The 12,925-nt window shown below is 67.0% G+C and carries 12 protein-coding genes; 7 read left to right on the forward strand and 5 right to left on the reverse strand.

Annotated elements, in window-relative coordinates; all coding sequences use genetic code 11:
- Positions 1–148 precede the first annotated feature (148 nt).
- From IAE24_RS27680 to IAE24_RS27700, 5 genes are read left to right on the forward strand one after another with little or no spacing between them, the layout of a single operon-like run.
- Positions 149–1,105, forward strand: a complete 957-nt coding sequence (locus IAE24_RS27680) for a MurR/RpiR family transcriptional regulator (protein ID WP_233626399.1) — start codon at positions 149–151, stop codon at positions 1,103–1,105.
- The gene (locus IAE24_RS27685; RefSeq protein ID WP_199962291.1) at positions 1,102–2,139 is read left to right on the forward strand and encodes an amino acid ABC transporter substrate-binding protein; all 1,038 of its coding nucleotides are present in this window, start codon (positions 1,102–1,104) and stop codon (positions 2,137–2,139) included. Before IAE24_RS27680 ends, IAE24_RS27685 begins: the two co-directional genes overlap by 4 nt.
- A gap of 20 nt (positions 2,140–2,159) precedes the next feature.
- Positions 2,160–3,209, forward strand: a complete 1,050-nt coding sequence (locus IAE24_RS27690) for an ABC transporter permease subunit (protein WP_071955708.1) — start codon at positions 2,160–2,162, stop codon at positions 3,207–3,209.
- Positions 3,210–3,226: 17 nt separating this feature from the next.
- Positions 3,227–4,309: an amino acid ABC transporter permease gene (locus tag IAE24_RS27695; RefSeq protein ID WP_063326242.1), complete on the forward strand. Its 1,083-nt coding sequence runs from the start codon at positions 3,227–3,229 to the stop codon at positions 4,307–4,309.
- Positions 4,306–5,280, forward strand: a complete 975-nt coding sequence (locus IAE24_RS27700; protein WP_199962292.1) for an isoaspartyl peptidase/L-asparaginase family protein — start codon at positions 4,306–4,308, stop codon at positions 5,278–5,280. The genes IAE24_RS27695 and IAE24_RS27700 overlap by 4 nt, the downstream gene beginning before the upstream one ends.
- Before the next feature lie 717 nt (positions 5,281–5,997).
- Here IAE24_RS27700 and phbB read toward each other — a convergent pair.
- The 3 genes from phbB to IAE24_RS27715 all read right to left on the reverse strand — a co-directional run bounded on the left by phbB (position 5,998) and on the right by IAE24_RS27715 (position 10,145).
- On the reverse strand, positions 5,998–6,735 hold the full coding sequence (gene phbB / locus IAE24_RS27705) for an acetoacetyl-CoA reductase (RefSeq protein WP_012205436.1): 738 nt from the start codon (positions 6,733–6,735) through the stop codon (positions 5,998–6,000).
- Positions 6,736–6,947: 212 nt separating this feature from the next.
- Positions 6,948–8,129 (reverse strand): acetyl-CoA C-acetyltransferase, encoded by a 1,182-nt coding sequence (locus IAE24_RS27710; protein WP_012205435.1) that lies wholly within the window; start codon positions 8,127–8,129, stop codon positions 6,948–6,950.
- Between the two features lie 123 nt (positions 8,130–8,252).
- On the reverse strand, positions 8,253–10,145 hold the full coding sequence (locus IAE24_RS27715) for a PHA/PHB synthase family protein (RefSeq protein WP_199962293.1): 1,893 nt from the start codon (positions 10,143–10,145) through the stop codon (positions 8,253–8,255).
- Positions 10,146–10,286: 141 nt separating this feature from the next.
- On the opposite strand from IAE24_RS27715, the gene IAE24_RS27720 reads away from it, so the two are divergent.
- Positions 10,287–10,622: a hypothetical protein gene (locus IAE24_RS27720; protein WP_013802557.1), complete on the forward strand. Its 336-nt coding sequence runs from the start codon at positions 10,287–10,289 to the stop codon at positions 10,620–10,622.
- On the opposite strand, the gene pgeF is transcribed toward IAE24_RS27720, so the two are convergent.
- Together pgeF and maiA are read right to left on the reverse strand one after the other, a co-directional pair.
- Complete coding sequence (gene pgeF / locus IAE24_RS27725; RefSeq protein ID WP_199962294.1) at positions 10,542–11,399, reverse strand: peptidoglycan editing factor PgeF; 858 nt, start codon at positions 11,397–11,399, stop codon at positions 10,542–10,544. The genes IAE24_RS27720 and pgeF overlap by 81 nt on opposite strands.
- A complete protein-coding gene (gene maiA, locus IAE24_RS27730) occupies positions 11,396–12,061 on the reverse strand; it encodes a maleylacetoacetate isomerase (RefSeq protein ID WP_013802559.1) in 666 nt (221 codons plus the stop codon). The genes pgeF and maiA overlap by 4 nt, the downstream gene beginning before the upstream one ends.
- Before the next feature lie 133 nt (positions 12,062–12,194).
- Here maiA and IAE24_RS27735 point away from each other — a divergent pair, with 133 nt between their 5' ends.
- Positions 12,195–12,890, forward strand: a complete 696-nt coding sequence (locus IAE24_RS27735; protein WP_034393172.1) for a fumarylacetoacetate hydrolase family protein — start codon at positions 12,195–12,197, stop codon at positions 12,888–12,890.
- The last annotated feature ends 35 nt before the right edge of the window (positions 12,891–12,925 follow it).

Below are 12,925 nucleotides of genomic sequence, written 5' to 3' on the forward strand. Positions count from 1 at the left end.
CCCCCACTCCCCTCACGCCCTCGCACTTCCCCGCACTTCCCCGCAGCCAGCGGAACGCATGGATCGTTCGGTTCAGGGTTTCTCCTGAATGAAAGATTTCATTCTTAAAAAATAATGATTGAAAGATACCATTCACTTTCATTCATTCATGGAACTCCACCCCCATCCCGCCATACAGGAACTGCTGCGCGCCAGCGTCGATGGCTCGCCCGCCGTCGCCCGGGTCGGCCGCTGGATGGCCGCGCATCCGGTGCTGGCCGTCACGCTGAGCGCCGAAGAAGTGGCCAATGCCTGCGGCGGCTCCCTGGCCGCCGTCAATCGCTTTGCCAAGCACGCCGGCTACGAAGGCTTTGCCGATTTGCGCCTGCACCTGGGCCGCCAGCTGCAGCAGGCCCTGGAGCCCGTGAACAAGCTGCGCGCGGCGCATGGGCCCGAGGCCGCCACGGCAGGCACCGCGGGCGCCGTGGGCACCATGGGCGAGCAGGCTTTCGGGCACACGCAGCGCAACCTGCAGGCGGCCGCGCAGGCCTGCGACCCCGGCCTGCTCGACCAACTGGCCCAGCGCATCTGCCGCGCACGCCGTGTGCTCTTCATGGGGTTCGGCAGCTCCCACCATGTGGCGGCCTTTGGCGCCGACGTGCTGCAACCCTATCTGCAGCAGGTGGTGGAAGTGACCTCCGCAGGCGGATCGGAACAGGCGGTACGCCGCATGACAGGGCTGACGGAGCAGGACGTGCTGATCGCCATTTCCCTGCCGCGCTACTCGCGCGAAGCCGTCGCGCTGACGGCGCACGCACGCCAGCGGGGCGCACTGACCATCGCCATCACCGACGAGTCCACGAGTCCGCTGGCCCGCGAGGCCGACTACACGCTGCTTGCGCCCGCCTCGCATCCCTTGCTGCCTTCATCGCCAATGGCGGCCATGGCCATGGTCGAGGCACTGGCCACCCAGGTCATCCGCGCCACACCCCAGGCCGTGCGCAGCCTGGTCGAACTGTCCGAGTCGGTGCTTCCCTACCTGACTCCGGACGCCGATACCGCTCCGCCGGCGGCAAGCAAGCCGCAACCCCAGGCCCCTCATCCCGCTGGAAAGGATTCACCATGAACGCCCCTGCCCGTCTGCGCCTTGCGCTTGCATCGATGGCCGCCCTCTTCACACTCGCTGCCGCGCCGGCCCACGCTGGCAAGACGCTGGACGGCATCAAGCAGCGCGGCGCCGTGGCCTGCGGCGTGCACACGGGGCGCGCAGGCTTTGCGCTCGCCGACGGCAGCGGCAACTGGTCCGGGCTGGACGTGGATCTGTGCCGTGCCGTGGCCGCCGCCACCCTGGGCGACGCCAGCAAGGTCAAGTTCATTCCCACCAGCGGCCAGACACGCATCACGGCGCTGCAGTCCGGCGAGATCGATCTGCTGGCACGCAACACCACCTGGACCTTCACGCGCGACAACGGCGTGGGCCTGATGTGGGCGGGCATCAATTTCCACGACGGCCAGGGCTTCATGGCCAGGAAGAAACCCGGCCTGAACAGCGTCAAGCAGCTCTCTGGCGCCACCATCTGCGTGATCAGCGGATCCACCACGGAAAAGACCCTGTCGGAGTACTTTCGCGCCCACAAGCTCAACTACAAGGCAGTGGTGTTCGACAACCCCGAAGCCGCCCTGCAGGCCTTCAGCAGCGGACGCTGCCAGGCCTATACAGGCGACCTCGGCGCCCTGGCCGTGCTGCGCGGCAAGGAGCTGGCCAACCCCGACGACTACGTGATCCTGCCCGAAGTCATCTCCAAGGAGCCGGCCGGCCCCGCCGTGCGCCGCGGTGACGACGAATGGTTCGCCGTCGTGCGCTGGACACTCAACGCCATGATCGAGGCCGAGGAACTGGGCATCACCCAGGCCAATGCCGACGAGCTCAAGACCCGCTCCGACAGCATCCAGGTCAAGCGTTTCCTGGGCCAGAGCGACGACCTGGGCAAGCAGCTGGGGCTGGACAAGGAATGGGCGCTGCGCATCGTCAAGGCCGTGGGCAACTATGGCGAGAGCTATGAGCGCAACCTGGGCGCCAAGTCCGGATTGAACGTCCCGCGCGGCAAGAACGCGCTGTTCACCAAGGGCGGCCTGATGATGTCGCCGCCGATGAACTGACGCGCCGAGGGCACCCTGCCATGAATGCCGCGAACGCTGTAGATGCTGCGAAAGCCGTGAATGCCATCGACGCCGGGGCACGGCAGCCACCGGCCCCCACTCGGCCGCGCTGGGGCCGGCTGGCCTTGCAGCTCGCCATCGGCTGGCTGCTGATATTGCTGCTGGGCTGGCTGGCGCACAACGCCAGCCGCAACATGGCCGCGCGCGGCATTGCCGGGGGCTTCGGCTTTCTGGAGCAGACGGCCGGCTTTTCCATCTCCGAAGGGCTGCTGCCCTACGAGCCCGGCGACAGCTACCTGCGTGCGGTCGCAGCCGGGGTGGCCAACACGGTTCGCGCCGCCGTGCCCGCGCTCGTGGTGGCCACCGTGCTGGGCCTGCTGCTGGGCGTGGCCGCCGTGGCAAGGCATCCGCTGCTGCGCGGCGCCGTGCGCCTTTATGTCGATGTGGCGCGCAACATCCCGTTGCTGGTGCAGGTGCTGCTGTGGTATTTCGCGCTGACTTCGCTGCTGCCCGATGTGGACCACCCTCTGGCCATCGGCCCCCTGGGCTTTCTGAGCAAGGCGGGGCTGGCCCTGCCCGGCCCGGTGTACGACAGCGCGGCGGGCTGGCACTGGAGTTCCCCGCAACCGGGCATGTTCGGCATCGACGGAGGACTGGCGCTGACGCCGGAATTCCTGGCCCTGGTAGGAGCCCTCGGCCTGTATGCCGCCGCCTATTGCGCTGAAATCGTGCGCGCCGGTCTGCAGGCCGTGCCGCGCGGGCAATGGAATGCCGCCTCGGCCCTGGGCATGCGCCGCGGCCAGCAGTTGCGCCTGGTCGTGCTGCCGCAGGCCCTGCGGGTGATCATTCCCCCCTATACCAACCTGGCGCTCAGCACCATCAAGAACTCCTCGCTGGCCGTGGCCATCGGCTACCCCGACGTGGTGATGGTCGCCAACACCGCCATGAGCCAGACCGGCCAGGCCATCGAGTGCGTGACCATCATCGCGGTGGTCTACCTGGCCATCAACCTGCTGACCTCGATGGCATTGAATGCCTTCAACCAGCGCAGTGCCTTCATCACACGCTAGCCGGGAAAGACCTGCCCATGAGTGCCGTACTCCGCGCACCGGCCCTGCCGGTGGCCCCGCCCCGGGTTCCGCTGGCACAGCGCCTGCGCGCCAGCCTGTTTCCGGATGCGCTCTCCGGGCTCATCACCGCCACGCTGCTGCTGGCCGCGCTGTGGGCGGGCTGGAAGCTGCTGGCCTGGGGCCTGCTCGACGCCGAAACCGCAGCCAACCCCGACACATGCCGCGCTGCGGCCGGCGCCTGCTGGGGCGTGGTGCGCGACAAGTACCGTTTGGTGTTCCTGGGGCGCTACCCCATGGCCGAACAGTGGCGCCCCGTCGCCGCCAGCCTGCTGCTGCTGGGCAGCGTGGGGGTGGCGGCACTGCCGCGCTTCTTCGGCCGCGCCGGCATGGCAATGCTGCTGGCCGGGTTGACCGGCTTTGGCGTGCTGATGGCGGGCGGTGTGGCCGGCCTGGCACCCGTGCCCAGCGATCTGTGGGGCGGCCTGCCGCTGACCCTGTTCCTTGCCGTGATCGCCTGCCTGGCCGGCGTTCCGCTGGGCATTCTGCTGGCGCTGGGCCGGCGCTCCAGCTTGCCGTTGATCCGCATCCTGTGCACGGGCTTCATCGAGGCCGTGCGCGGCGTCCCCTTGATCACGCTGCTGTTCTTCGGGGCCTTCGTGCTGCCCATGCTGGTGCCCGCGCAGTGGCGGGTGGACCCCATGGTCCGCATCGCCGTCTGCCTGGCGGCCTTCAGCGCCGCCTATCTTGCCGAGGTGTTTCGCGGCGGGCTGCAGGCCGTGCCCCAGGGCCAGGTCATGGCGGCCCAGGCCATGGGCTTCACCAGGGTGCAGGTGTTGCGCCACGTGGTCCTGCCGCAGGCACTGCGCGTGACCATCGCGCCCACGGTGAGCAACTTCATCGGCGCGGTGAAGGACACCTCCCTGGTGGCGATCGTGAATATCTACGACATCACCGGCTCCCTGAAGATGGCCATGAGCGACCCCCACTGGATTGCGTACTTCGTGGAGATGTACATGGTGGTCTGTGCCGTCTATCTGCTCATCGGCCTGGGCATCGCCCGCTATGGCCGCTTCCTGGAATCGCGCTACGCACTCCAATGAACATGCCCCAGAACTCCCGAAAATTTTCCATTGCCGTGCACGGCGGCGCAGGCACCGTCATCCAGGGCCAGGCCGACGAGGCCCCCTACCACGCCGCACTGGCCCAGGCGCTGGAGGCGGGCGCCGCCCTGCTGCGGCGCGGCGCCAGCGCGCTGGACGCCGTCCAGGCCGCGTGCCAGTCCCTGGAAGACTGCCCGCTGTTCAATGCCGGGCGCGGCTCCGTCTACACGCGCGACGCGCGCCACGAGATGGACGCCGGCCTGATGGACGGCAGCAACCTGCGGGCCGGCGCAGTCGCTTCCGTCAGCCAGGTGCGCAATCCGATTGCGCTGGCACGGCATGTTCTTGACGACGGCCAGTGCGTGCTCCTGGTCGGCGAAGGGGCGCAACGGTTTGCCGATGAACGCGGGCTGGCGCGGATGGATGCCGGCTACTTCGACTCTGCCGAGCGCCTGGCACAGCTGCGCCGGGTGCAGGCGCAATCCGGCCAGACCGCGCTGCTGGACCACGACGCCAGCGGACTGGCGGCGCACCCTGCTCCGCTGAACGAGAACGGCAAGATGGGCACGGTCGGCGCCGTGGCGCGCGATGTGCATGGCAACCTGGCCGCCGCGGCATCCACCGGCGGGCTGACCAACAAGCGCCCCGGGCGCGTGGGCGACACGCCCGTGGTGGGCGCAGGTTTCTACGCCGACAGCACCACCTGCGCCGTGGCGGCCACCGGAACCGGCGAGCATTTCCTTCGCGCAGCCATCGCGCACGACATCCATGCGCGCATGCGCTACCTGGGGCAGAGCCTGGAACTCGCAGCCGACGCCGCAGTGCGGGGCACGCTGACACACATCGGAGGCCAGGGCGGCGTGGTGGCCGTGGACAGCCACGGACGCGTGCACTGCCCCTTCAACAGCGCCGGCATGTACCGCGGCTACATCGTGGACGACGCGCCTGCCGTGACCCTGATTTTTGCCTGATGGACGTTTCCGCCCCGGGTTGACCTGTGCCCACGCATTGCGGGCAACGAGGCGTAACAGCATCGGCATTGGCCCGCTACGCCCGTAAGCCTCTGTCAGGAAACGGATTTTTTCTCACCACGCCAGAAATCTGTCTTCAAACTGACAGATCACCACCTCCGGGCTTGCAATTGCTTGCGTCCTGGGGCAATCCCTGAGTCAACCTGCAGCCACTTGCCCGCGTTGAACACGCAACAAAGGAGTGATTGCACATGACCGACATCTTTTCCCACACCGCCCTGCAAACCCGCTTTGCAGCCGCTGCGCTGGCCCAAGCTGTCTGGCCATGGGATGACCGTGACCGCAAGCGCGCACCCCGCAACGCCTGAAAACCGGGTCACAAAAAAGTTTCGACTTCCTTCGAAAATTTTTTAAAAACCTGTCAACCAGCTGAATCTGGCCCGCGTTAAGAGAGCAATACAGGAGAAAGTTTCCATGCAAACGACTGCCATCATGTCCATCTGGCCCGAAGACGAACGCGATCGCAAGCGCTGAGGCGCTGGCTGGCGCACACGGTGCCCCAGTCTCTGACACCACCGGTCTGACGGCCTTCCGTGCAGACCCCCTCTTCCACAGAACCCGCTTCAGCGGGTTTTGTCATTTCTGGGCCATTTGCCGCGGGGCTGCCCAACAAAAAAGGAGCCCGAAGGCTCCTTTGCAGCGCGAACCCTTGCGGGTTCAATGCATGTGCAGGCCACCGTTGACCGAAAAATCGGCGCCGGTGGAATAGCCGCCTTCCTCCGAAGCCAGCCAGGCGATGATCGATGCGATCTCGCTGGGCTCGCCCAGGCGCTTGACGGGGATGGTGCCCACGATCTTCTCCAGCACGTCGGGACGGATGGCCTTGACCATGTCGGTGCCGATGTAGCCGGGGCTCACGGTGTTCACGGTCACGCCCTTGGTGGCCATCTCCTGCGCCAGCGCCATGGTGAAGCCGTGCATGCCCGCCTTGGCGGCCGAGTAATTGGTCTGCCCGGCCTGGCCCTTGGCGCCATTGACCGAGCTGATGTTGATGATGCGGCCCCAGCCCTTTTCCACCATGTCGCCCACGACCTGCTTGGTCACGTTGAACATGGAGTTGAGGTTGGTCTCGATGACGGCCTGCCAGTCTTCCGGCGTCATCTTGATGAACATGCGGTCACGCGTGATGCCGGCATTGTTGACCAGCACATCGATGCTGCCGTGCTCGGCCTTGGTCTTGCTGAAGGCCTCGACGGTGGAAGCCCAGTCGCCCACATTGCCGACCGATGCATGGAAGTTGTATCCCAGCGCCTTTTGCTCGTCCAGCCACTTCTGGAAGTCGCGCGACGGACCGCAACCTGCGATGACCTTGAAGCCTTCCTTGTGCAGACGCTGGCAGATAGCCGTTCCGATGCCTCCCATTCCCCCTGTGACATACGCTACTTTTTGAGCCATTCTTCTCTCCTGTCAATCAATGGTTGCTTCAGATCAATCTATCCACGACAACCGGGGCATTGACTCCGGTTATCACCAAGGGTGCCTGAACCTCTGGGTCCGGCACCCCCGTATGGCTAGTATGCAGCGCGTGCGCTGCGCCTCTCTTCGGGCAGGCCCTAGGCAGGCCTAGGATCTACCCTGAAAGCTTGCTAACGTTTTCCCTGAGCCTTTCAGACGCGCTCCACCGCCATGGCCACGCCCATGCCGCCGCCGATGCACAGGCCGGCCAGGCCCTTCTTGGCGCCGCTGCGCTGCATCTCGTGCAGCAGGGTCACCAGGATGCGGGCGCCCGATGCGCCGATGGGGTGGCCGATGGCAATGGCGCCGCCGTTGACGTTGACCTTGGCCGGGTCGATGCCCAGCTCCTGGTTCACCGCACAGGCCTGGGCCGCAAAGGCTTCGTTCAGCTCGAACAGGTCCACGTCCTGCGCGGTCCAGCCCGCACGCTCCAGCGCCTTGCGCGAGGCGAACACCGGGCCCAGGCCCATGGTGGCAGGGTCCAGGCCGCTGGTGGCGTAGGAGACGATGCGTGCCAGCGGCTTCAGGCCCAGGGCCTTGGCCTTGGAGGCGCTCATCACCACCACGGCGGCCGCGCCGTCGTTCAGGCCCGAGGCGTTGCCGGCCGTCACCGAGCCGGCCTTGTCGAAGGCCGGGCGCAGGCCTGCCAGGGCGTCGGCATTGGTCTTGCGGTTGATGTACTCATCGGCCGCGAACACCACGGGATCGCCCTTGCGCTGGGGAATGCTGACGGGAACGATTTCGTCCACGAACTTGCCTGCGTCCTGTGCGGCCGTGGCCTTTTGCTGGCTGGCCAGGGCCAGGGCATCCTGCTGCTCGCGGCTGACGCTCTTTTCCTTGGCCACGTTCTCGGCCGTGATACCCATGTGGTACTGGTTGTAGACGTCCCACAGGCCGTCCACGATCATGGTGTCGGCCATCTTCCAGTCACCCATGCGCTGGCCGTCGCGCGAGCCCGGCAGCACGTGGGGCGACAGGCTCATGTTCTCCTGGCCGCCGGCCACGACGATCTCGCTGTCGCCCGTGGCCACGGCCTGGGCTGCCAGCATCACGGCCTTCAGGCCGGAGCCGCAGACGGCGTTGATGGTGAGGGCCGGGGTTTCCTTGGCAACGCCAGCCTTCATCATGGCCTGGCGTGCGGGGTTCTGGCCTGCGCCAGCGGCCAGCACCTGGCCCATGATGACTTCACCGACCTGGTCGGTGCCGACCTTGGCGCGGTTCAGTGCCTCGCGGATCACGATGGAGCCCAGTTCGGTGGCGGGGATCTTGGCAAGGGTGCCGCCAAACTTGCCAACGGCAGTACGGACAGCGGAAACGATGACGATGTCTTCCATGATGACGGACCTTTCTTTGGACTCTTGAAGGGATGCCCGGGCGCACATTGCCGCAGTCGCGGCAGCGGCACCCTGCATTCAAGCCGCAGCGTTATTGCACTGCAGCATCGAAACGATTGTGCCTCAGGCCTTGACCAGTACGTAGCGGCCCGGGGCCGGCTCGATGGCCGTGTATTCCCTGCCTTTGCCGTACTGCTTTGGCGCTGCGACCAGCTTGCCGCCGTGCTCGGCCAGCCAGGGGCTCCAGTCGGCCCACCAGCTGCCCGGGTACTCGTCGGCGCCGGCCTGCCACTCCTTGAGCGTGGGCGGCAACTGGCCGTCCTCGCGCAGCCAGTAGCTGCGCTTTTTCTTGGCCGGCGGATTGATCACGCCTGCGATGTGGCCCGACGCGCCCATCACAAAACGCTTGTCGCCGCCCAGCACCTGGGTGGACGCATAGGAGCCGCCCACGGGCACGATGTGGTCCTCGCGCGAGCCATAGATATAGGCCGGCAGGCGCAGCTGGTGCATGTCGATGCGCTCGCCGCAGACGGTCAGCGCGCCGGGCTGGGCCAGCTTGTTTTCCAGGTAGAGGTTGCGCAGATACCAGGCGTAGTACGGGCCGGGCAGGTTGGTGGAGTCGCTGTTCCAGTACAGCAGGTCGAACGGCGGGGGCGTCTCGCCCTTGAGGTAGTTGCCCACCACGTAGTTCCAGACCAGGTCGTTGGGCCGCAGAAAGCTGAAGGTGGACGCCAGGTCCTGGCCCTTCATGAGGCCGCCCTCACCCATCTGCATCTCACGGAAGCGCACCACGGATTCGTCGATGAAGACATCGAGGATGCCGGTGTCGCTGAAGTCGATGAAGGTGGTCAGCAGCGTGACACTGGCCACGGGAAACGGCACGCCGGCCGGCGCCGTGGCGCGGGCTGTGGATGTGCGGGCGGCGCTGCGGCTGCCAGCCGCGCGCTTGGCCGCAGGCGCCTTGGCCGCCGGAGCGGCAGTTGCGCCATGCTCGCGGTCGTGGCGCGCCTGCAGCACCGCCAGCGCGGTGGACAGCATGGTGCCGCCCACGCAAAAGCCCAGCACATTGATCTGCTCGGCTCCTGCGATCTCGCGCGCCACGCGGATGCCGGTGAGCACGCCGTCCTCGATGTAGTTGTCCCAGGTCTTGCGCGCCAGGCTTTCGTCGGGGTTGCGCCAGCTCATCACGAAGGTGCGATGTCCCTGGCTGACGGCGTAACGGATCAGCGAGTTGTCGGGCTGCAGGTCCAGGATGTAGAACTTGTTGATGCAGGGCGGCACCATGAGGAAGGGCCGCTCGTGCACCTTGTCCGTCAGCGGCTTGTATTCGATGAGCTGGAACAGCTCGTTCTCGAACACCACGGCGCCTTCGGTGGTGGCGACGTTCTTGCCCACGGTGAACAGGCTCTCGTCGGTCATGGACACATGGCCCTGGCGCATGTCGGCCAGCAGGTTGGCCACGCCCTGGGCCAGGCTCTCGCCCTGGGTTTCGATGGCTTTCTTCTGGGCCTCGGCATTGAGTGCCAGGAAGTTGCTGGGCGCCATGGCCGCCAGCCATTGCTCGATGGCGAAGCGCACGCGGTTGCGCGTCTTGTCATCGGCCTGCACGGCATCGGCCAGGCCCATGAGCATGCGGCTGTTGAGCAGATAGGTCGCAGCCGTGGCCGCCGTCAGAGGATTGCCGGCCCACGATTCGGTGTTGAAGCGCTTGTCCTTGGCCAGCAGCGCCTGGGCGCCGCCCTGTTCGGCCATGGCCTTGGCACCGTCCAGGTACTGGCGCTGCAGCTCCAGCAGCTTTTCGGGGTCCAGCGACAGCGCGTTCTCGGGCAGGACGCCGGGTTCGGGGACGGCCGCTTTCCAGGCCTGGGCCATGTCCGGCATGCCTGGCATGCCCTGGGTTCCCGGAAGGCCTGGTTGCCCCAGCTGCTGCAGTGTCTGCAGCGTGCGGCTCCATTGCTCGTTCCAGAATTGCTGGACGGATTGGCCTGACAGGCCAGCGAGTGGGTCAAAATTCATGCTGCATCCTTGTTCGTGGATGCCATGCAATAGCCTGGGGCTTGCGGGGCATCCGTTTTGATTGTGACCCAGGCGAGCCCCGCCTTGCCCGGCACAGACCTCCACGAAAACCCGTGCCCCGCTCGTTTTTTTGGTTCGACCATGTATCTCGTTGTTATCGCCTGGCTGTATGTCACTCTGATGATGGCAGTGGCCGAGGCCGCCAGCCCCACGGGCAGCATACTCGGCGCCGTGATCACGTTCGCACTCTATGGACTGCTGCCGCTGTCCATCGTGATCTACATCATGGGCACGCCCGCGCGCAAGCGAAAACGCCATGCACGCGAATTGGCCGAGCGCGAGGCCTGGCTGGCGCAGCAGCAGGCCTCGCAGAGCGGCCCCGGCACGCAGGCGCGCTCAGTCCTTCCAGATGCAGGCGGCGAACCGCCCGCTGCTGCCCAGGCGGGCAGCGTCGCGCCGGTGCGAAAAGAACCGTGAGCCGTTGAGCACCGTGCACCATGCGTCGCCGCCGTCATTGCCGTAGATGGCGGTGATGCCCAGCGCCGCCAGGCGCTGGCGCGCAAGCCCGGCCAGGTTGGCCAGGTACTTGGGTGCGCCCCCGCCCTCTTGCGCCACGGCGGTGAAATGCGCCCCGGCCGCCGCGTCATGCGCGATGAAGGCCGCGCGCACCTCGGCGCCCACTTCGAAGGAGCGCTGACCGATGCAGGGTCCGAGCCAGGCCAGGGTCTGCTGCGCCGCTTGCCCGGGCGGCGTCTGGATCTGGCCAGCAAAGCGCTCGAACAGCGTCTCCAGCACCCCGCCCGCCAGCCCGCGCCAGCCCGCATGGGCCGCGCCCACCACGGTACCACTGCGATGGGCCAGCAGCACGGGCAGGCAGTCGGCCACCATGATGGTGCAGACCACGCCCGAGGCGCTGGTCACGCAGGCATCGAAGGCCTGGCCCTGCGCGCTGCCTGCATCCAGGGCCACCACATCCACGCCATGCACCTGCTGCAGGAACACTGCGCAGGCGCCGGGCGTATGGGCACGCACGATCGCCTGCAGCCGCTGGCGGTTGGTGCGCACGGCCTGCGGGTCATCGCCCACATGGTCGCCCAGGTTCAGGCTGCCCCAGGGCGCCGTGCTGACGCCGCCTTCGCGCGAGGTGCACAGCGCGTGCACGCCGGGCGGCGCGGGCCACTCGGGCACCAGCCAGGATGCGGGGATGGTGCCGGGGAGGTTGCCGGGGATGGAGTCAGGCAGGGCCGCGCTCATTCCGCGTCGGGGCAGGCCGAGGGATGGGCCTTCTGGAAGGCCGGCAGCGCCTCGCAGCGATCGACGATGGCCGCCAGGCGTGGCAGGCCGTCCAGGCTCACGTTGAAGCGGCGGCCGTTGAAGATCTGCGGCACCAGGCAGCAGTCGGCCAGCGTGGGCGTGTCGCCCCAGCAAAACAGCGAAGGCGCCAGGCCTGCGGCCTCGCGCTCGGCGGCCAGCAGGTCCAGCTGGCGTTCGAAGGCTTCCAGGCCGGAGCGCACCCAATGCACGTACCAGCCGCTCTTGGCCTCGTCGGAGACACCCAGGTTGCGCACCAGGTACTTGAGCACGCGCAGGTTGTTGAGCGGATGGATCTCGCAGGCCACCATCTGGGCCAGCGCGCGCACATGGGCACGGCCCAGGGCGTCGCGCGGCAGCAGCGGTATTTCGGCATGGGTCTCATCGAGATATTCGATGATGGCCATGGACTGGGTCAGCCAGTGGCCGTCCTCGGTTTCCAGCGCCGGCACCAGCGCATCGCCGACATGCTGGGCATAGGCCGGCGCCCTGTGGTCGCCGCGCAGCAGGTGCACGGGTACGGATTCATAGTCCAGGCCCTTGATCTGCAGCGCAATGCGCACGCGGTAGGAGGCCGACGAGCGGAAGTAGGTGTGGAGCTTCATAGACCGCAAAGCATACCGTGCGACCCGGGGTCTGTTCCGGCTCATCCGGCCATCGCGTTGCCCCGCTGCGGGGCCACAGGCATGGCACACTTGCGGCGGCGCCCACGAGACAAGGCGCCAGAGGAACACCGACATGAGCTACGTTTTCAACCCGCCCGCCGTGGCCAGCGTACCCGTCCTGGGCCGCCCCGAGCGTTTCCCCGTGCACCGCATCTACTGCGTGGGCCGCAACTACGAAGAGCACGCCAAGGAGATGGGCTTCACCGGCCGCGAGCCGCCCTTCTTCTTCCTCAAGCCTGCCGACGCCATCGTGCCCGTCGAGGCCGGCACCACGGGCACCATGCCCTACCCCACGCTGACCTCCAACCTGCACCACGAGATCGAGCTCGTCGTGGCCATCGGCAAGGCGGGCAAGAACATCCTGGCCGCCGACGCGCTGGACTACATCTGGGGCTACGCCGTGGGCCTGGACATGACGCGCCGCGACCTGCAAAACGACATGAAGAAGCAGGGCCGCCCCTGGTGCATCGGCAAGGCCTTCGAGCATGCCGCGCCCATCGGTCCCATCACCCCGGCAGCCGAGGCCGGCGACATCGCCAAGGCCACGATCTCGCTGCAGGTCAATGGCGCCGACCGCCAGCGCAGCGACATCGGCAAGCTGATCTGGAACATTGCCGAGACCATCGAGCATCTGTCGGCCGCCTGGGAACTGCAGCCCGGCGACCTGATCATGACGGGCACGCCCGAAGGCGTGGCCGCCGTGGTGCGCGGTGATCTGCTGGAAGGCCGCATCGATGGCCTGAGCCCCTTGAGCGTCAAGATCGCCTGAGATCCCTGTGCCTGGCGACAGGCCGGCAAGGCAGC

Source organism: Delftia sp. S65 (assembly GCF_016516495.1).
Taxonomy (GTDB): Bacteria; Pseudomonadota; Gammaproteobacteria; order Burkholderiales; family Burkholderiaceae_C; genus Comamonas; species Comamonas acidovorans.